Raw genomic sequence first — 19,166 nt, forward strand, 5'->3', positions numbered from 1 at the left:
CAAATATTGTTTCACTAGTTACTTTTTTTCTTCTGCTTCAAAGAAAAATTTAAACAATAAAATATTAATAATGAACAATATCAAATTAACAACTACAACGATTACATTAAGATAGGGTAAAGTATTATTGTAAGCCGGATTTAAGTTTAAAAAATTCAAAAGGCTACCTAAAACTTGATCGACAAAAATTTTTTCTACTTTGGTAAAAAGCCAGGCTATTACGATAACAATAAAAATATGTAATAGTTTCACAATTAAGCCGTTTGAAGCTACAGGAAGATAATCCATGATGGCTTTACTGGAAAAATTTAAAAAGCTGATCAATAACGAAATGAAAAAGCAACATAAAAGTAAGAGTAGCATGATATCAAAAATAGAACGAATTGTATTCAGTTCAAAATTTGGTCTAAATTGCTTAAGCATTCTTTCGCATGAATTACGAAAAGCGTTGTCTGTAAAAAATGAAACAGTTAGCAAGATACCAGCAACAATAAAGTTAAGAATAATAAAATAAACAAATGTTGCAAATGTGCTTAAGCTGTTAGCGATGTAAAATTTTTCGTCACTGATTGCAGTTAAACGCCATGTTTGGCTATGGTTAATCTTTTCATTTTTAACAATAATATAAATGAAAAAGAAAATGACAAAAAAGACACCTAATAGACAAAAGCCCATTAACCAGTCAGGTAAAAGCTCAGTATAAAAATTTAAAAATTCACTTATCTTACCTGTTCCAATTAGCAGACCAAAAACAGAAAATGCGAGGGCACCAACTGTTTGAATTATTAAAAATGAATAAACATTTTTTGCTTTTTCTACAAAGAATCTGCCAAACAAACTTTTAAATGAGGTCATACTCTTTCCTCCCTACTACGAAAATATTATAAAAATATTAGGATTTACTTCTCTTCTGCTTCAAAGAAATGATTGATTAAAAAGACGTTGATGCCAAGCATTATTAAATTAGCAACAAACATCATACCTACAACATATTCTAATCCCGCAAGATCAGTCGCTTTTAGTAAAAAAAGATTTACAAAAGAGTTTATCAATACTCTATATAGCTTAACAAGAAGTCCCATTAATATGATAATGATGAATATACGAATAAAAGAAATTAAAATATGACTTGATGCTTGTGGTAAAAAACTTAAAATTGCCTGACTGGAAAAGTTAAGGAAACTAACCAAAAAATAAATAAAAAGAGCAGTTAGAATTACCAACAGTATAATACAAATAAAAGTAAGCAATGTGTCAGTATCTAAATTGAGTTCAAACCGCAGATTTTTGCCAAATTTGGGATATGCAAAAATAGATACAAAGAATAATCCAAGCGCAATGATAAAATCTAAAAAGACAAAATAGATTAGAGAAACAAATGAACTTAAGATATTATCAATATAAAACGTGCCATCGCTGATTGGTGCTAGGCGCCATGTCTTACTTCTATTTAAGCGTTCATTCTGAACGACAGTTAAAATATATAAAATAGGTCCAAACAGGAAAGTAAAAGATGCAAATAAGGCCATCCATCCTGGAAAAAATTCAAGGTTATTGTCCAAATTTAAGTGAAACCTGCCAGAATAAAAACTAAAATAAGTAAAAAAAGCTGATGCCAGAGAACTAATAAATTGCAGGACAACTAGAAGATGAACATATTTGGCTTTTTTTTCAAAAAGTTTGCCAAATAAATGGTTAAACATGACCATTATTCATCCTCCGCATCGTATAAGCCTTCATAGTAGTCTTCAACACTCTTATGATGTTCTCGTATCTCTTCAGTTGATTTATGAGCATAAATGGTTTTGTCCTTGATAATGACAATTTCGTCCAGCATACTAGCGATCTCATTCACAAAGTGATCTGAAACGAGAATTGTTGATTTTTCTGGTTTCCATAAAATGATTGAGTTAATAATTTTTTTACGAGCCATAGCATCAATACCAGAAAAGGGTTCATCCAATAGGTAAAGGTCAACTTTGCGCGAAAATGCAAGTGCAATAATTAATTTTTCTCGCATTCCTTTTGACATCTCAGATAATCGCATTTCAGAATCTAATTTCATAAACTGACGAAGTTGCTCAAATTGTTTGCCATCAAAATCTTGATAAATGATTTCATAAAATTTAACAATATCTTTGATTTTTGTTGAGTTGTTAAAGCCCGTTAGACTATCAGTGAATGATAGTCGGGCTTTTCGTTGAGCCTCTTTACTTTCACCAGAAAGTTTAACGGTTCCACGATAGTTTTTAGCCATCCCACTAATTACCCTCATTAAGGTCGTTTTACCAGCGCCGTTTTCGCCTAAAAGTGCTACTATTTTTCCCGGTTGTAAATTTAAGTTGATATTATTTAAAATTGTCTTCAGATTTTTCTTGTAAGTTAAATCTCTAATTTCTAAAAGATTATCCATTTTTTTACTCCCTACTTTAAATGATTAGCCAAAATAAGATGAGTTTGTTTTGGCGTGATTCCTATGCTTTTCATTTTCTGAACAAACTTACGTTGTTCAGCAACGATCATGTCTCTTTTGATTTTTTCCAATAATTTTTTATCGCTAGTAACATAATTACCCTCTCCCCTTTTATTAACCAGAAGACCGGAATTAATCATTTGTCTAAGCGCTTTTTGAATAGTATTAACATTCACTGTTAACTGCTTTGCTAAATTACGTACAGAAGGTATCATCTGATTTGGCTCAAGCTTGCCGGTGATTATTTGGCGACATAGATATTCTTTTATTTGTATGTATATCGGCAGATTGTCTTTAAAATTCATAATTCTTTTCCAACTGTATTACATTTATAATACACTATAATATTACAATAAACTTAAAAGTTATGCAATTACTTACTTAAAATCTTTTTCTCCGAAAGATTAAATAGCCGGCAATCACAAAAATAAGAATATAGATTAGACTACCAGTTAAAAGCTCTTGATTGTTCAGGTGGGTAGTTAAAACATACATACCATAATTACCAAACTGCCTAGTCAAGTCCACCATATTAAAAGGGTTCCATTTCATAATGTTCACCAGTTTGCCTCCGTTCATTAGGTCTGAAGAAATGCTTTGACCCATGAATGTAATTAGAAGGCTTGCTGTAATTACAATTGCACTACTATTAATTAGACACGAGAGTAAAAAAACAATAGCAATAATTAACATTGTAGTTACTAAATCTACTAGAGAAGCAGTTACCATGTTTAGCCATACCGGCTGATGGTATAGATAAAGTTCTGACCAATTAACTCGATAATTAAATATGGTATAACGCAGACAAATGGTATAAAAAAGAGCTAGCAAATGCAGAAAAACATCGTATAAGAACAAAACAATATACTTCGATAAGTAGACATATATTTTATTCGAAGACTTATATAAGAGTGTTAAAATCGTATTGTTTTGAAATTCCATTGAAAAACAGGTGGCACCTACTATCACTAGGATAAACATGATAAAATCAGAAGAATCAAAAGTTAATGTTAAAATTAGCTTTTTACTTTCATCTGCTAAAGCGAAACCGGTAATAAGCATTAGAAAAAATAATATGATAGCTGCGATCCAAGTAATTTTGCGGTGCACTAATTTATATAATTCCTGCTTAATACTATAAATCATTATAGTGATCTCCTCTCTTTATACTCGTCGATGCTTGAATAGATAATATCCTAGAACCATAAAAACTATGCCGTAAATGATATTGGCTATAATTAGTTCAAGACTTGATAAATTCGATTTTAAGCTAAGGCTTGGATTTGATAATTGCTGGGAAATAAAAATCATATTTAAAAAGTTCCATTTAATAGTACTTATAAAATGGGGAAAGGTTTGCATTAATCCTTTGGAAAAGCTGGCACCAAAAAATGCTAGTACAATTCCAAAACAAACTACTACAGCATTATTTTTAACCAGCATAATGAGCATAAAAGATAAGCCAATGCTAAAAAAAGAATAAATCGATGCTCCTGCCAGGTTAGTTACCAGATCATTTAAAAGATTATTACCATTTTTGTTAACTAACCAATTATATCTGACATTATTAAAGGACATGCTTAAAATCAAGGTAAGTAAAAATGCAATCACTGTTAGGAGAAAACTATAGACTAAGACAACCAAAAACTTGGAAAAGTAAATTTGAAACTTGCTTGAAGTCTTATACTCCAGCATGATAATCGTGTTATTCTTGTATTCCATTGAAAAAATTGCAGATGCCACGGTAATAACTATTAAAGGAATCCACTCAATTGCACCAAATCCGTAGCCAAGGGATTGGCGCGTAATAGGATTAGTAAAAAAGTTGTAAATCATTGTTACAATGAGAATAATCAGACCATACAGAGCAATGTTTTCATGCCTGAATTTATAGATTTCCTGTTTAAAGCTTATAAGCATTCTGTCTATCCCCTTTTCTTTTCCAAGACATCAACTACAATTCGTTCAAGGTTGGCTTCAAGCGGCAAAATTTCTTTTAAGTGAACACCTTCGTTAAATAGCAGATCTTCTATTTTGTATATGTCGTTTTGACTTACTATCAAATAATTTTCATTTTCTGTAAATGTGATCTGGTAAGCAGCAAAAATCTTTTTTGCAAGTTTATTATTTTCAGTAGTCAAATGGAATTTTTGGTGACTAATTTTTTCAAATTCTTTGACCTCTTTATTCAATATAATTTGTCCTCCGGAGATTAAGACAACTCTCGTCATTACTTTTTGTAATTCACTTAAAATATGACTTGAAATTAAAAAAGCTGTTCCTTGATCAGAATATCTTTTGATTAATTTTCTTACTCGAATCGTTGATTCAATGTCAAGTCCGTTCATTGGTTCATCAAGAATTACAACTTGGGGCTGATTTAATAAGGCGATGGCTATGCCTAATTTTTGCTTCATCCCCAGTGAATATCCTTTAGCCTTATTATTAATATATGAATCCATTTGTAATTCGGAAATTAGGTTTGCCATATCTTTTTGATCATGAGCATAAAGGGTCAAATTCTGCATTCCAGTAAGAAATGGGTAAATTGCCGGATGTTCAATTAATGCTCCAACCATTGTTAAAGCATGATGGTCATTTTCAGACACATTTTTGCCATTGACCTCTATTTTTCCTTTAAATTTCATTAAGCCTAAAATGGTTTTCATAATAGTTGTTTTCCCAGCACCATTAGGGCCTATCAAACCGATTATTTCACCAGCTTTAACATCAAAAGTAGCATTATTAACTAGCACTGTCCTGCCCACATAAGTACTAACATTATCAACTTGTAGTGCAATAGAACTTCGCATGATCACTAATCCTTTCTCTTACATTATAATAGTGAACTATTTATCTAATACACTAGTATAATAAAATAAATAATCAACTTTTGCAAGGAGTCTTTTGCCTGTTGTCTTAGAAAAATTTAAGTGTTCCACAAATTATCAATATAAAATTTTAAAAAGAAAAAAGGCACATAAAACCATTTTTGATAATGATCCTATGTACCTAAATTTAAATTTCTATTAATTGTGCATAATTTTACTAACCTTTTGGAAGTTAGATAAACTTTATCAGAATAACCTTTTAATTTTTAATTATTTTGATAAAAAAGATTAACAACGGCCGTTTTTGTTTCACTATTTTTTAGCAGCAGCATTCATTTGTACCATTTTTAGCATAACATCTACTGCTTTTGCCATAGATTCAAGAACGGTATATTCAAACCTGCCGTGCATGTTTTCTTGCCCGGAAAAAAGATCAGGACAAGGTAAGCCTCTATAAGTTAAAAGTGAACCATCAGTGCCACCTCTGACAGGGTCCTCGTTGATCGTAAGTCCTTCAGACTCATATGCTTTTCTAGCTAAGTTAACAATTTCCATATGGTCTTTAAGAATATCGGCCATATTGTAATATTGATCTCTCATGTTAAGCTTAATTCTTTCGGTGCCAAATTCCTTATTCATTTGGTTAACGATTGTTTTAACCTTATTTTTGCGATTTTCAAGACCGTCCCTTTCAAAGTCACGAACAATGTATTCCATTTGCGCATTGTCAACCGTACCAGCAAAATGGGTTAAATGATAAAAGCCTTCTCTTCCTGCCGTTTTTTCAGGAACTTCGTTTTGTGGAAGTTGATTTTGGAAGTTAATGCCAACCTGGATAGCATTGATCATCTGATCTTTAGCTACAGAAGGGTGCACATTTACCCCTTGAATATCAAGGGTAAAGGTTGCAGCAGAAAAGGTACCCCAATCTAACTTTCCGGGAGCCCCGCCATCGACTGTGAAAGCAAAATCAGCACCAAATTCTTCGATGTCAAAATGCTGAGCACCCATACCAATCTCTTCATCAGGAGTAAAGCCAAAGCGAATCTTACCGTGTTTGATTTCTGGGTGGTTTAACAAATATTCTGCCACAGTAACTAATTCCGCTACTCCACATTTATCATCCCCACCCAGCAAAGTGTCACCAGACGCTGTAATGATAGTCTGTCCCGCATATTTCTTTAAGTTTGGAAATTCTGCCGGATCTAAATAAAATTTGGAATCTCCTAGACGAATTTTTGATTTGCCATCATAATTTTCATGAACTTGCGGTTTGACATTTTCCGCGTTAAAGTCTGCGGTATCGCAATGCGCTAAAAGACCCATTACAGGTACATCATAATCTACATTAGCTGGAATTTCGGCAATAACACAGCCTGATTTCTGATTATAATGCACATCAGATAAGCCTAATTTTTCTAGGTCAGGTAGAATTACTTCTTTTTGAAATACTTCTTGGCGTTCGGTTGAAGGAAAACGATCAGAGTGCTCATCAGAGCGTGAATTAACTTTTACATATTTTAAAAATCTTGGTAATAAATTTGGATACTCCATCTTATCTCCTTAATTAAAATAAATCTTGAAATGGGTTAGTCGATACTTCAGATTGGGTGATTTCGACATTCCAAGAGTTTTCTTTATTCCATTCAAGCAACTTTTGATAAATTTTTTCTTTAAAAATCTTTTCAGTGTAGTGACCTGGATCAACTACCGTCAGACCGGCAGAAATCATATCGTGGCCTGTATGGTAATAAACATCTCCTGTAATAAAAGCATCAATATTCTCTTCTACTGCTTGATGCCAATATTTGCCGCCATCACCGCAGATAAAACAAACTGAAGATATAGTCTGCTGATTATCAGCAGTAATTAATCTTACCATTTTTACCTGCATCTTGTCTTTGACGTAATAAGCAAATTCCTTGGCAGATAGTGGCTGAAGCAATCTCCCCTTACGTCCTATGGCAATGCCATCATCATCTGGACAAAAAGGCTCAACGTCTTTCAAACCCAACTCTTCAGCTTGCCAGTCGCTTGAGCCATCTTCAGCTTTATCTGAATTAGTATGAATGGAATAGACCGTAATGCCATGAGCAATTATTTTACCGTACATAGCGTATTGGGGATTGGCAAAATCCAAGTTTGGAGCAGGGCGAAACATCAAGGGATGATGGCTGATAATCAAATTCACTCCTTTTTGAATTGCTTCGTCTACCACTTGTGGTCTGACATCTAAGGTCGTCAATATTTTAGTGACATTCTGCTGCATCGAGCCTATTTGGATGCCAACCGGATCACCTTTACTAGCTATTTCTTCTGGAAAATGTTGCCTTAAAACGGCAACTATATCCTCTACTTTAGTCATTTATTTCTTCCTCGATCATTTTTATTTCTGACTCAATTTTGTGCATATGGACTAAATCTTTTTCTTTAGCCTTATTTAAATTAAGCAGTAATTTCTTGTGATATGCAAGTTGACCTCGCCATTTTTGATAAAAAATTTCATTTTTTTCTGTTAAGATTTCTGGACCAAAAAATAGTTCTTTTTCTGTCAATTTGACAATTTTATTAGTTTTTTCTGCCTTAATTAGTTCGTATGTGTGTCCTGCTTCAGCAATAATTTTTTCTCTTTTTATTTGATAATTATGATTCATTAACCAGTTTCGGACACCGGGCTCACCTATATTTGGCTCAAGGATTAAAGTTTTGAAAATAGAATCTTTTAGCCAAGCATCATTTAAAATCTGCGTTATTAACTTGCCGCCCATTCCGGCAATAATTACTGTATCAATTTGATCAGCAGAATTAATAGTATCAAGTCCTGCCCCAAGCCTAGTTTCAATATTCCCATCTAAACCAGCAGCTGCTATGTCTTTTTTCGCATTCTCTAGTGGTCCAGATGCAACATCACTAGCAATAGCAAACTTAATCTTATTTTCTTTCACTAGTTGAATCGGTAAATAGGCATGATCTGTACCAATATCTGCAATGCGTGCACCACGGTCAACCATTTGTGCCAATGAGTTCAATCTTAAGTTCATTTATATCCTACTTTCTTCATAATAAAATTTTAGCATAATGAATTTTTATTAGATAAAGATAAAATAACGATTCTAAATACTTTTTTTATTAGCTTCTAAATCGATCTTACGATCAAACATGCTTGCTTCATCTGTAGATATGTGATGAGCAACTTCGATCACTGTTCCGGAAAATTCTTTTAAAAAAGTAGCGTGAATTTTTCGAGATAATTTTGTGTCCAATGAGGAAGTAGCTTCGTCTGCTAACAAAATTTGCCTTTTCTTGAGCAGTGCGCGGGCAATTTCTATACGCTGATTTTGTCCTCCTGACAAATTTTTACCTCCAAGGCCAACTTGATAATGATACCCCTTTTTTCTTACCAGTTCTTCTAGGCCAGCTTTAGCAACGACATTATTCAGTTCTTGTTTGGTAACCTTTTGTCCTAAAGTAATATTGTATTCAATCGTGTCATTTAAAATAAAAGGTTGTTGATTGATTAAAGCAAAGAGTTCATGGTCTTTATTCCAATTACCACTAGCCTTTTCTCCATTTATCAGGTAAGAGCCTAAATCCAGCTTATATTTTCCTATCAAGACTTTGAGCAAAGTTGATTTTCCCCAACCTGAAGGAGCCTGTAATAATATTTTTTCCCCCTTTTTGATTACCAAATTTACTTTTTGAAAAATAGTTTGTTTATCAAAATAGATTGTGGCATTACTTAAACTCAAATTATTGAAAACAGGGATTGAACTAATATCGCCAGCGGGTCTTTTATACTTTTGTATTTTTATAAATTTAGTCCAAATGGGAGTGGTCGTTTTAATATCATTAACGCACATAAAAATATTAACTATCGGATTCACGAAATTATTCGAAAGCTGCACAATCATCATAAAAGTACTCAAGGCAATATTTCCTATAGTTATCAAATAAACTCCAACACTAAATGGAATAATCATGCCAAAACAATATGCGGCAAAAGAGGTTAATTCGTTTGCAATGCCCTTGGATAAATTCGTTGATTGTAAGGCGTCCTCCATTTCGCGAGCGCTTTTTATTAAGCGTTTAGCAATAGAATTTTCTGAATTATATAAAGAAAAAATGGTTGTGCCGTTAATCGTTTCCGTAACGGTAGCGGTATAATTACTATTTGCCCTTTCCCATTTTTTAGAATTAGCAGAAATTTTTTTACCGGCAAAATTTTGAACTAAGGCTGGAATTATTGCTGCAATAAAAAAGACCAAAGAAATAAACCAAGATGTAATCACTGCAGTGATAATAGCGGTCAAAAATTTTAAGATGTAATTAAAAATTTTTAATTCGGCAACAACTTTATTAGTCTCAATTTGTTTAAGGTCGTTTGTCATAAATGAAGTATCAAGTTTAGCTTGATCATTAATATTAACGATATGATCAGTTGCTATCTCTTTGATTTTGATGTTAATATCATGGATCAAATTTAAAAAGGAATACTGAAAAAGTATTCCAATTATACTGAAAATAATTAATCCGCTAATGGCGAATAAAGTTAATCCGAGTAAATTTCCCGTAGGCTTTTGAGCAAAGGAAATGAATACTTTTAATAGATAAGCTAAAAATACTGACTGAAATGAATCAAGAATTGAAATAATTAGAAAAAGAAAAAGTTTCCATTTCTTTGCATATTTGATAGCCATGTTATCCCCCCTAAAACTTAAAACAGTATTACAAGTATAATGGAACAAATTAATAAATGCCACAAAATCCCTAGTATAATTTTAATTTGCCGGCAAAAAAGTGAGAAAAATTTTCTTTTTCTTTCTAAATTGCTATTTTATAATTGATAATAAGATTTAAAAGAAAGAGATTTTTGACTTAATGGATAGAACTGAACCTGTTACTTTGACAAATATGTGCATGATTAAAAAAAACGATAATATCTTAGTTTTGGATCGTAATGACCCTTATTGGCCAGGATTGACTTTTCCGGGTGGTCATGTGGAAAATCACGAATCTTTTTATGATTCAGTAGTGCGCGAGGTTAAGGAGGAAACGAATTTAGATATTAAAAATCCTCGTCTTTGTGGAATTAAACAATTTTATGATGAAAACGACCACCGCTATCTTGTCTTTTTTTATATTGCCACTAAATTCACCGGTAAAGTCAAGGCATCAAGAGAAGGTAAATTAACCTGGATGACTAAAGAAGAACTTTTCAAACATAAATTAGCATATAATTTTGACAAGGATCTATTAGTTTACTTTAACCAAAATATTGATGAACATATATTAGATGGTGAGCGAGACGAATTATTCTGAGGAGTATACAAATGCTGTCGGAAAAAGGAATTAAGCGTTGGCACCCTGGACAAATAATTGTTCAAGAAATTTTGCTTATTGTGGCACTTGTGCTATTTTTAAAAATCAACCCCCTAACCAAGAGTAGACTTGGAGCAGAGTAGTTCTGCCGGTTTTATTCATAGCATAATAATAATAATAAGTGTGTTAAAATATGATTGTAAAAGTAATTTGAAAATAATTTAAGATTAAAAAAGAGGCCTATAGTATGAAAACTTTTAAAAAACCTTTGGCATGTATTAGCTTGCTTATATTTGGAGTAGGAATTACTGGCTCAAATTTTATTTAAGCGAATCAAGTTAAGGCAGATACTGACTACATTACACCTTCTAAGCCATGGAGGTACAAATATAATTCTGCTTATTACTATGACTTGTCAACTTCGAGTTATTATCAAGATGTTTGGAATAGTGCGATTAATTCGTGGATTAGTAACGGATTTTATTGGCAGAAAGCTTCAAATAGTTCGAAAACTACTTTAAGTAGTTATGATGGATCCGATGATTTGAGTATAGCCGGAAAAACAAATACGAAATATAATACAAGTACTGGACAAATCATTAGTAATCAAGTTCTTTTAAATAGAGCTGCACTTACAGCTTATGGTTATTCAAAGAGTGAACGTGTTAATGTCGCTGAACATGAATTAGGACATGCACTTGGACTTGCTCATAATGAGCCAGACAGCATATCAGTTATGAACCCTGCTAACAGATCTTATAGTATTCAAGATTGTGATGTTCGTGGTATGAATGCAATCTATTCTACACCTGCCCAATTCTCCGTGAGAGATTCAGGAGATATTATAACTGTTACTACTTATATGAAAATTGTGCCAAAGAGCAACCGTTAGTGTAAGTGTAATGGATTAATTGATTTTTAATTACTTTTACACACGTTGTCCCTTAATTAAGCATTTAACTAAGGGACTTTTTTAAAGTCGTAAATTTATGTTGGTTTCAGAAGGGAGTTGCAAATAATATGCGACTGAGCAAAGAAAAATTAGTATTAGGATGTATAACATTATTAGGGTTATGCATTTTTGGGAGTCAAATATCTCATGCAAAAACAGTTCCTCAAATAAGTAAAACGACTTTGACTTTCAATAAGAAGGACAATGAAGCTAAACTAAAAGGTAAAGCTAAAGGTATTAAAAAGTTAAAGGTGCTATATAATAGAAATGTAATTAAAACAGTTAATATTAGTAAAAAAGGACGCTTTTCTTCAAATTTGAAATTTAGTGGCTATAAAGATGTTATCTTATGTGGTTTAAATAAGTCTGGTAAAGAAATAGTAACTAGACGAAAACTAAGCAGTAAAAATTATGCTTCACCTAAACCGAGGATCAATGAGATTGAACGAAAAAATGGTGCAATTTATGTTGACGTGAATGCCAATGAAAATAGTACTCTTATTTTTTATTATAATGGGAAGAAAATTTATACAACTAGAATGAATAAAACAAATTCTCATGACATAACAGTAGCTTTTTCAGATTTTAATCTTACTAATGATTCAAAATACATTTTTGTTAAACAAAAGCAAGTAGGTAAAAAGATTAGTCCGGCCATCAAAACATTAATTCCGGATGAAGGGCAAGCTATCGTTTCAACGTATAATTAGACAAAACAAGGGTTCAATGTCATTAAGTTAAGCAAAACTTTTAATTTAAAAACTGCAATTTTTTAAATTCGAAATTTGCAATTTTAAGTTGAACACCCTACTTGATCTGATAGATGCAATCTAATCTTCTTTCGTATAATCCATCGGGTGTGTGGTAGGCTAAGATCTTGCGGGGCAGGTTATTGCACCATTCCTCAATGCCATAGATTTGCCTTAAGTCATAATCCTTGATGCACTTGCCTTTAGGAATGAAGCGCCGGATTAGCCGGTTATGCCGCTCAACCCCGCCCTTCTCACAAGAAGTATAAGGGTGCGCGTAGTAGACCAGCGTCTGCGCTGCTTCTTCTAACTGGGCTAAATCCGCAAATTCAGAACCATTATCCGTGGTAATGGTCTTAAAGACTTCGTGCCAGTGTTCCTGGTATTGGCTGCGCAAGGTTTTAAAGGCCGCCATCACGCTGGCAGCCGTCTTATCCTTAATCGGGATAATCATGAATTTGCGGGTCATGCGTTCATACAGGGTTAAGAGGACCTGGTCATCTTTGGTTTTATGTCCTAAAACTAAGTCGCACTCCCAGTGACCAAACTCGCGGCGCTGGTTAATAGCAGCAGGACGTTCACTGATACTGCGGCCCAGCTGGCGTTTATGCCAGCGTACCCGTTTAGCTTTCGTCTTGCGGCTTAAGCATTCGGGCAGATCCGTCGTTTTAACCCGTAATAAACCAAGTTCCACATAATGATAAAGCGTCTTGGTGCAGACTGTTTCATTCCGGGTAAAGGCGCGACCGGCGCAGGCATCAAGCGACCAGCCCTGCTTTTAGCATCCTCATAGACAACAGCTAGTGCCTTGGTAAACATCTCCAATGCTTGCCGCGGAATTTGCTGCTGTTCCAATCCATACATAGCTTTACACCTCCTTTAAAAATCATCTCTTAATTCATCTAAGCTAACGCCCAGTGCATCAGCTATCTTACAGGCATTGCTAAATGGCATATCAGCAACTTTTTTATAATTTGCAATAGTGCTCCAAGGTATCCCAGTTAATTTTGATAGCCCGTAAATACTGATCTTTTTACTATTCATTATTCTTTCAATCTTCTTCCACATCTTGTATTGCTCCTATTTGATATCCACAATATCTAGTGATAAATTATAATCATATTTCTGAAATCCCAATATTTCAAAATAAATTATTTACGGAAGGAGGAATTCCTATGAACCAAATTCCATATTGTGATAGTAATGGTGTTGTTTCCGTTACCGTTCAATTGCAGCATGCATCTAACGTTTTTCTTGTCGATCAGCAAAATTTTAATGCTTATCGAACTGGACAAAGCTTTAGGTATATTGGTGGTTTTTATGATCACACGCCTATTCAGCTCAGAGCAAACGGTGTGGGCCGATGGTACTTAATCGTCGATAATGGTTCCGGCGAACAATTTAGTTATCGATGGAACTAATTTAAATAGTTGCATTATTTTTATAGAATTCTTTTACTTTGATAATTACCTCTTCAAAATTTTTATAAGTAAAAGAGTTATTTTTTAATTCGCTTGTAACTTTCTCTGCTAGCATGTCTTCAATTTTTTTATTGACACATTTAGTAATATTTAAATCTTCCATTTGTTACTTATCTCCTAATTAAGTCGCTATCTTTTTTTAAATCGGTGACTTTTTCTATTACAATTTAATCGTTTAAGGTGGCAAAAAAATAATATCAGAAAAGCTTACATCAAACACCTTCTCAATTCTCTTAATGGTTAATACATCAGGGTATGTTCTTCCGTTTTCATAGTTTCTCCATGTCTCTTTGCCTACACCAAAAGCTTTTGCAGCCTCAACTTGTGTTATATTTTTGTTTGCTCTAAGACTTTTAAGAGTTAATTTCATATCTAGTTCACCTCTAATCACTCTTTATTATATTACGATTTAATCGTAAGTAAAAATTACGACAAAACAATAATTTTTTAGTGAAAATGTACAATTTAATTGTATAATGTTTTAAAAGAGGTGCGTTAAATTGACTCACTCATCAAATAGGAAACAAATTATGGCAAAAAATATTCAGCACTACATGGACAAAAAATCTATTTCTAGAAAAAATCTTGCTGATGATTTAAATATAAGTTATACAACACTATCTTCTTGGCTGCAGGCTGATTCATATCCAAGAATTGACAAAATTGAATTATTAGCAAAATATTTTGGAATTAGCGCTTCCTCGTTAATTGAAGACTCAGAAAATAATAAAAAGAGTCAACTTCAAACAATCGATTTAAAAGAGGAACCAAAAGTCATTGCCTATGGCGGCAAACCAATCTCGAAAGATGACATGGAAATAATCAAGGCGATTTTAGAACGGCATTTGAATGGCGGCGATTAGCAATGGAAGAAGACTTAAACACGTACTTATTTAAGTATGCAAATCAGCGTGGTATTACATGTGTCTGGGAACCATTGAATGATCACAAGCCAGCTTATGCAGTAGTTAACTACAACTTAATAATTGTTAATCAAAATTGGTATAAACAGACAGAGATACCTTTTATAATTGGTCATGAAATAAGTCATGTTTTAAATGAAGATATAGTTTGCAACTGTCAGGGGCGTTATGCTGTCTATCCCTATGAGTTAAAGGCCGATAGAAATTCAACTACTCTTTACGTTATGTCAGCGTGATCACAGAATCTGGAATACTTATTGAGCAATATGGCATCCCAACAAGAATGCTTGATTATGCAAAGACAATTTTTGCAAAGAATAGAAGCTTAATTTTAGAAGCGTAAATTAACAGGAGATTTTATGAATAATAAAGATGACAATAAGTTGCCGAAAAACCTGAAGAGAATAGCTGCTGACGATTTTTTGCTTATTTCGCTGCTCTATTCCTACAATGTCGATTCAGATAGCTTTAGATCAGCCAATATTATCAGATATGTTAAAATCTATCATCCTTCAGAATATGAAAGGACCCACACCCTGTTTGCATTGAAGTGCAATGACAAAAACCTGGAGCCTAAAATAAGGCTTGATGAAATTATGGTCATTCATCCCCAAAACACGGGCGAACTAGGTGATTATGTCTTATACAATGGGCCACTCGGAACGTTAGTTGGAAGGATGTGCACACGTAAGGGTGTGAACGGAATTAGCTTTAAAGATAACGCATCAGAATGGCATCCTGGTCGAGGTGAAGACCTGGTAATTTATGGCAAAGTAATCAGTGTAATGAGAGAGTTATAATTCTATATCCACCACGCAAGTGACGCTAAACCTGCGGCAGAAATGATTTTCTAGGAGGAAAAAATGAGTAAATCGAAAAAAGGCTTTACTGCTTTAGCTGTTTCTGCATTAGTCCTATCACTTTTTGGATGTTCCAACAATAAGAGTACTGAGTCCTCAAACAAAACGATCAAGAAAGAAAAGAAAGCAACAAAGAAGCCAGCTGCTAAGCCAAAAAAGAAAGCCTTGACCAAAAAACAAAAGGCAAAAAAGAAACAAAAATCTTTTCAGTTAAAAGATTCTCAAAAGTCAATGACTAGTGAGCTGCCTAATACTCCTGTAGTAAAGGATTATGTTTTAAAAATTAAATATCATGGTGATGGTGACGTTGATATTTCAGTAAACAATTCTTTTAATTCGCTAACTGAAGACGAAAAAGACACGGTTGCTGAAAAAGTTAATACTTTTGTAACTTCGTATGCTGAAGATCTAGAAGCTGAAGCCGATCCGTATTGCTTCCTAACATTTATTCACAATGGCAGCTTGGTAGGTCATTCAAAGCAATTTAGCCATAACGAATATAAGTGGCAATAACTTAAGTATCAAAAAAGCCTTTAAGAAATCGTGTTCGTAAAGGCTTTTCATAAAAATAAAAGATTGACAGCTAGGATAATAAATGATAATATTTGTTTTAGTTTGAGAGGTACTTCGGTTTGAAAGTACACGAGAAAACTCCTTGCTGTTAATAGCTTGGAGTTTTTTTCGTATGGAAGATAATTTTAATTTTGATAAACCTTATAAAACAAGTACACAATTAATTGAAATTTTGAAATCAAGAAATTTAGTTATTAATAATGATTCTTTAGCAATTGATCTACTTAGTTCATATGGATATTATCCTTTGATAAATGGATACAGCAAACCCTTTTTTAAGCCTGATAATCCTAAAATTTATCAAGATGGAACATCAATAGAAGATATATATTCCTTATATTTAATTGATTCTCAAATTCAGGAAATTTTTTTATCTAATGTATTAAAAGTTGAAAAACATTTAGCAAATACCATAGGTAATCAAGTGGCTAAACACCTTGGCGTAGATAACAATCCTGATAATCCAGAATCATATTTAAAAGCAAATAACTACATTACTAAAAATAGAAATAGTGTTATACGGTTCATACATAATAATGTAATACCTACCCGTGACAATCCAACTGCATATTATCGAGAGCATAAAAATCACATACCGCCATGGATATTAACTCAAAATATGATGTTTGGAACCTTAATCAGATATTATAAAATTCAACAAGAAAAAATAAAAACTTCTATTGTAAACGAATTGATTCTTCCAGTTCATACTAAACCAAATGGATATGAAAATATGAATATTAAAAAAGCTATGTTTCAATTCTCTTTAGAAATTTTAAGTCAATTTAGAAATGCTTCTGCTCATTCAAAACCTGTATATATGTTTCAATCACATGTTGATAACCTTCCTCCAACATCTGCTCTAGAAGTATATTTGGGAAACAATATTTTTTTTGGTAGTAAAAGTGACGAAATATCTTTAGAAAAAAAGGGACTTTATGGTGCTTTGCTTTATCTATTGCTGTTAACAAGCGATTCATACCAGAGAATTTATATTTTAAATAAATTGGAACTAATTGAAAAATCTTATCTGGATGAAAATAATAATAATGCTAAAATGGCAAATAATTATAAATTGTATTTAAAAGCAGCAAATCTGCCTACTGATTATTTAAATAAATTGCGTAAGGCAAGTAGCTATATTAATTCCAGTAAAAATTATGTTACTAGTACATTTGATGGCAAAACAATGAACTTTATTATGCACTTATATTTGCCTCCAGCTAGATCAGGAGAAATGAAAAAAGTTTACGTAGCACAAGGAGAAAATATCTATCACTTTAATGAAAAATGTTCTCAAATAATAAATAAAAATACTACTTCTTTTACATTGCTATCGGCTAAAAATGAAAACATGGAACCATGCAAATTTTGTTGTAACAATATTTAGAAAGAAGGCTTTTCAATTGCCAAAACGTGATAAATAGATCAAAGAAATAACACTCAAGAGCGGTGAGAAATACTATAAGTAGAACACTTACATTGGTCTTGATCAAGTGACCGGCAAGCGCGTATTTTCAAACGGCACCTACGACAACTACAACGACGCCAAGAATGCTTACGACAAGGTGTGGCTTGAGGGTACAAAGCCCAAGCAGAAAAACGTAGATGACGTTTTCAAATTGTGGTTTGACATTTATACAAATGAAGTCAAAGAGTCATCCGCTAATAAAGTAAATGCTACTTATCAAGTTCATATTAAGTCCTGGTTCGGCGATGATTATATTGATCAAATTAGTAGTGAAAAGTTTCAAGCTTTTGCCAATAAAAAAGCCTAAGAAATAGTAAAGTACCGGGAAGTCATTGCTCGCTTTAATCAAATTTATAAATAATGCAGCTGCCATGAAATATTGTAAGCCAGAAGACAATCCAGTTAACATAATTATCGTTCCAAAGAGAACAACTCGCAAGAGACGAAATATCAAAAATAACTTCTACACGCTCTCTGAATTGAAAGAATCTTTAGATGCTACTAAAAATTATGACTTTAGATATTACACATATTTTATGCTTCTTTCTACAACGGGATTACGCAAATCAGAAGCTCTAGCGTTGCAATGGTCCGATATTGATTTGGATAAAAAAACAGTGAATGTTAATAAAACTCTTTCCACTGGGATAAGAAACAAACTAATCATTCAATCACCAAAAAGCGCTGATCCAAACCGTGTTGCGGTACTTACAGATCACATGGTTAGCGTATTGAAAGAATATCATAAAAATGAAAAAATACTTTTTCCCATTATTTTTCATAAAGAGTCAGGAAATTACCTTAATCTATCTAGACCACAAGCTTGGTTGAAATCAATTTATGCCGCTAACCCTCAATTAAAAAAACATATTACAGTTCATGGCTTTAGACACACTTATGCTACCCATAATAAAGGAGAAGATATGACTGATGTACAAGCCGTAATGGGACATGCTAATGTTTCAATGACGAGACATTATACACATTCAACTCCAGAAGGTAGAAATAGAGTAAGAATTTACATGAACGATTTAGGTCTTTAAATAATCTTTTCGAACTTTTTTCGGCTCTATAATTTATCCTGTTGATGACTTATCCATGTGGTAAGCTGTTAATGGGTTTTTTATTGCATAAAAAAAGAGGACATTTTCCTCTTGCTTCGTGTAATAAAATATTAACTTCACCCAATATTTTTTTATAGAAGGTTTGAATTATGTCCTCTCTCGATAATTATATTAAATTTGCGCTTGATATTAAAGATCAAAACATTGTTTTTGAAGATTATTTCTTCCGTTTGGTTAACGGCTATAAGCAGAAGGTTTACCAAGCTGTCTTATTGCAGCCCAGTTGTCCCTTTTGTAGCTCGCAGGAGCTGCGGCACAATGGCCGTTTGAAAACCGAAATCCGCTATCCTGCTGCCAATGTCAGCCAGTCATTATTAGACTTTTTAAGCAGAGAGTCTGGTGTCGCACCTGCAATAAACGCTCAATGGCTCAATCTGACCTGGTAGGCAAATACTGCTGTATTTCCCAGC

Annotated in this window: 26 protein-coding genes and 2 pseudogenes; 13 read left to right on the forward strand and 15 right to left on the reverse strand. The window is 33.1% G+C overall.

The window, feature by feature from the left end:
- Positions 1-18: 18 nt before the first annotated feature.
- From ACZ2M0_RS08945 to ACZ2M0_RS08995, 11 genes are all read right to left on the reverse strand, one after another.
- Positions 19-855, reverse strand: coding sequence for a hypothetical protein (locus tag ACZ2M0_RS08945; RefSeq protein WP_490059225.1), 837 nt, complete (start codon positions 853-855; stop codon positions 19-21).
- Between the two features lie 44 nt (positions 856-899).
- The gene (locus ACZ2M0_RS08950; RefSeq protein ID WP_490059226.1) at positions 900-1,709 is read right to left on the reverse strand and encodes a hypothetical protein; all 810 of its coding nucleotides are present in this window, start codon (positions 1,707-1,709) and stop codon (positions 900-902) included.
- Positions 1,709-2,413 (reverse strand): ABC transporter ATP-binding protein, encoded by a 705-nt coding sequence (locus ACZ2M0_RS08955; protein WP_109586302.1) that lies wholly within the window; start codon positions 2,411-2,413, stop codon positions 1,709-1,711. The genes ACZ2M0_RS08950 and ACZ2M0_RS08955 overlap by 1 nt, the downstream gene beginning before the upstream one ends.
- An 11-nt stretch (positions 2,414-2,424) precedes the next feature.
- Positions 2,425-2,778, reverse strand: coding sequence for a GntR family transcriptional regulator (locus ACZ2M0_RS08960; protein WP_490059227.1), 354 nt, complete (start codon positions 2,776-2,778; stop codon positions 2,425-2,427).
- Positions 2,779-2,854: 76 nt separating this feature from the next.
- The gene (locus ACZ2M0_RS08965; protein WP_490059228.1) at positions 2,855-3,619 is read right to left on the reverse strand and encodes an ABC transporter permease; all 765 of its coding nucleotides are present in this window, start codon (positions 3,617-3,619) and stop codon (positions 2,855-2,857) included.
- A gap of 18 nt (positions 3,620-3,637) precedes the next feature.
- Positions 3,638-4,393, reverse strand: coding sequence for an ABC transporter permease (locus tag ACZ2M0_RS08970; RefSeq protein ID WP_490059229.1), 756 nt, complete (start codon positions 4,391-4,393; stop codon positions 3,638-3,640).
- Positions 4,394-4,398: 5 nt separating this feature from the next.
- A complete protein-coding gene (locus ACZ2M0_RS08975; RefSeq protein ID WP_490059230.1) occupies positions 4,399-5,286 on the reverse strand; it encodes an ABC transporter ATP-binding protein in 888 nt (295 codons plus the stop codon).
- Between the two features lie 330 nt (positions 5,287-5,616).
- Positions 5,617-6,858, reverse strand: a complete 1,242-nt coding sequence (pepT, locus tag ACZ2M0_RS08980) for a peptidase T (protein ID WP_223901723.1) — start codon at positions 6,856-6,858, stop codon at positions 5,617-5,619.
- A 13-nt stretch (positions 6,859-6,871) separates the two neighbouring features.
- Positions 6,872-7,669: a Nif3-like dinuclear metal center hexameric protein gene (locus tag ACZ2M0_RS08985; RefSeq protein WP_223901722.1), complete on the reverse strand. Its 798-nt coding sequence runs from the start codon at positions 7,667-7,669 to the stop codon at positions 6,872-6,874.
- A complete protein-coding gene (locus ACZ2M0_RS08990; protein ID WP_223901721.1) occupies positions 7,662-8,345 on the reverse strand; it encodes a tRNA (adenine(22)-N(1))-methyltransferase in 684 nt (227 codons plus the stop codon). The genes ACZ2M0_RS08985 and ACZ2M0_RS08990 overlap by 8 nt, the downstream gene beginning before the upstream one ends.
- Positions 8,346-8,417: 72 nt before the next feature.
- Positions 8,418-10,001, reverse strand: coding sequence for an ATP-binding cassette domain-containing protein (locus ACZ2M0_RS08995; protein ID WP_223901720.1), 1,584 nt, complete (start codon positions 9,999-10,001; stop codon positions 8,418-8,420).
- 181 nt (positions 10,002-10,182) lie between these two features.
- Here ACZ2M0_RS08995 and ACZ2M0_RS09000 point away from each other — a divergent pair, with 181 nt between their 5' ends.
- The 4 genes from ACZ2M0_RS09000 (at position 10,183) to ACZ2M0_RS09015 (ending at position 12,285) form a co-directional block, all read left to right on the forward strand.
- Positions 10,183-10,623, forward strand: coding sequence for an 8-oxo-dGTP diphosphatase (locus tag ACZ2M0_RS09000; protein WP_490059231.1), 441 nt, complete (start codon positions 10,183-10,185; stop codon positions 10,621-10,623).
- Between the two features lie 11 nt (positions 10,624-10,634).
- Positions 10,635-10,766 (forward strand): hypothetical protein, encoded by a 132-nt coding sequence (locus ACZ2M0_RS09005; protein WP_490059232.1) that lies wholly within the window; start codon positions 10,635-10,637, stop codon positions 10,764-10,766.
- 269 nt (positions 10,767-11,035) lie between these two features.
- Positions 11,036-11,515, forward strand: a complete 480-nt coding sequence (locus tag ACZ2M0_RS09010) for a matrixin family metalloprotease (protein WP_490059233.1) — start codon at positions 11,036-11,038, stop codon at positions 11,513-11,515.
- A gap of 128 nt (positions 11,516-11,643) precedes the next feature.
- A complete protein-coding gene (locus ACZ2M0_RS09015; protein WP_490059234.1) occupies positions 11,644-12,285 on the forward strand; it encodes a hypothetical protein in 642 nt (213 codons plus the stop codon).
- A 97-nt stretch (positions 12,286-12,382) separates the two neighbouring features.
- On the opposite strand, the pseudogene ACZ2M0_RS09020 reads toward ACZ2M0_RS09015, so the two are convergent.
- Positions 12,383-13,102 (reverse strand): annotated as a pseudogene (locus ACZ2M0_RS09020) (IS30 family transposase); the annotation flags it as partial.
- A 101-nt stretch (positions 13,103-13,203) separates the two neighbouring features.
- The gene (locus tag ACZ2M0_RS09025) at positions 13,204-13,392 is read right to left on the reverse strand and encodes a helix-turn-helix domain-containing protein (RefSeq protein ID WP_490059235.1); all 189 of its coding nucleotides are present in this window, start codon (positions 13,390-13,392) and stop codon (positions 13,204-13,206) included.
- Between the two features lie 107 nt (positions 13,393-13,499).
- Here ACZ2M0_RS09025 and ACZ2M0_RS09030 point away from each other — a divergent pair, with 107 nt between their 5' ends.
- Positions 13,500-13,745, forward strand: coding sequence for a DUF1883 domain-containing protein (locus ACZ2M0_RS09030; RefSeq protein WP_490059236.1), 246 nt, complete (start codon positions 13,500-13,502; stop codon positions 13,743-13,745).
- Position 13,746: 1 nt separating this feature from the next.
- Here ACZ2M0_RS09030 and ACZ2M0_RS09035 read toward each other — a convergent pair whose 3' ends face one another.
- Positions 13,747-13,908 (reverse strand): hypothetical protein, encoded by a 162-nt coding sequence (locus ACZ2M0_RS09035; RefSeq protein WP_490059237.1) that lies wholly within the window; start codon positions 13,906-13,908, stop codon positions 13,747-13,749.
- 72 nt (positions 13,909-13,980) lie between these two features.
- On the reverse strand, positions 13,981-14,175 hold the full coding sequence (locus ACZ2M0_RS09040; protein ID WP_490059238.1) for a helix-turn-helix transcriptional regulator: 195 nt from the start codon (positions 14,173-14,175) through the stop codon (positions 13,981-13,983).
- 160 nt (positions 14,176-14,335) lie between these two features.
- Between ACZ2M0_RS09040 and ACZ2M0_RS09045 the strand changes: the two genes are divergently transcribed.
- The 8 genes and pseudogenes from ACZ2M0_RS09045 to ACZ2M0_RS09080 all read left to right on the forward strand — a co-directional run.
- Positions 14,336-14,668, forward strand: coding sequence for a helix-turn-helix domain-containing protein (locus tag ACZ2M0_RS09045; protein ID WP_490059239.1), 333 nt, complete (start codon positions 14,336-14,338; stop codon positions 14,666-14,668).
- Between the two features lie 2 nt (positions 14,669-14,670).
- Complete coding sequence (locus ACZ2M0_RS09050; protein ID WP_490059240.1) at positions 14,671-14,964, forward strand: M48 family metalloprotease; 294 nt, start codon at positions 14,671-14,673, stop codon at positions 14,962-14,964.
- Between the two features lie 123 nt (positions 14,965-15,087).
- Positions 15,088-15,528: a hypothetical protein gene (locus ACZ2M0_RS09055; RefSeq protein ID WP_490059241.1), complete on the forward strand. Its 441-nt coding sequence runs from the start codon at positions 15,088-15,090 to the stop codon at positions 15,526-15,528.
- A 63-nt stretch (positions 15,529-15,591) separates the two neighbouring features.
- Positions 15,592-16,101, forward strand: coding sequence for a hypothetical protein (locus ACZ2M0_RS09060; RefSeq protein WP_490059242.1), 510 nt, complete (start codon positions 15,592-15,594; stop codon positions 16,099-16,101).
- 172 nt (positions 16,102-16,273) lie between these two features.
- Positions 16,274-17,551: an Abi family protein gene (locus tag ACZ2M0_RS09065; protein WP_490059243.1), complete on the forward strand. Its 1,278-nt coding sequence runs from the start codon at positions 16,274-16,276 to the stop codon at positions 17,549-17,551.
- A gap of 106 nt (positions 17,552-17,657) precedes the next feature.
- Positions 17,658-17,939: a tyrosine-type recombinase/integrase gene (locus ACZ2M0_RS09070; RefSeq protein ID WP_490059244.1), complete on the forward strand. Its 282-nt coding sequence runs from the start codon at positions 17,658-17,660 to the stop codon at positions 17,937-17,939.
- 25 nt (positions 17,940-17,964) lie between these two features.
- Positions 17,965-18,675, forward strand: coding sequence for a site-specific integrase (locus tag ACZ2M0_RS09075; RefSeq protein WP_490059245.1), 711 nt, complete (start codon positions 17,965-17,967; stop codon positions 18,673-18,675).
- Positions 18,676-18,845: 170 nt separating this feature from the next.
- Positions 18,846-19,166: pseudogene (locus ACZ2M0_RS09080) on the forward strand (transposase family protein); the annotation flags it as partial.

The organism is Lactobacillus sp. VURO6/B1 (VP7) (assembly GCF_058139575.1).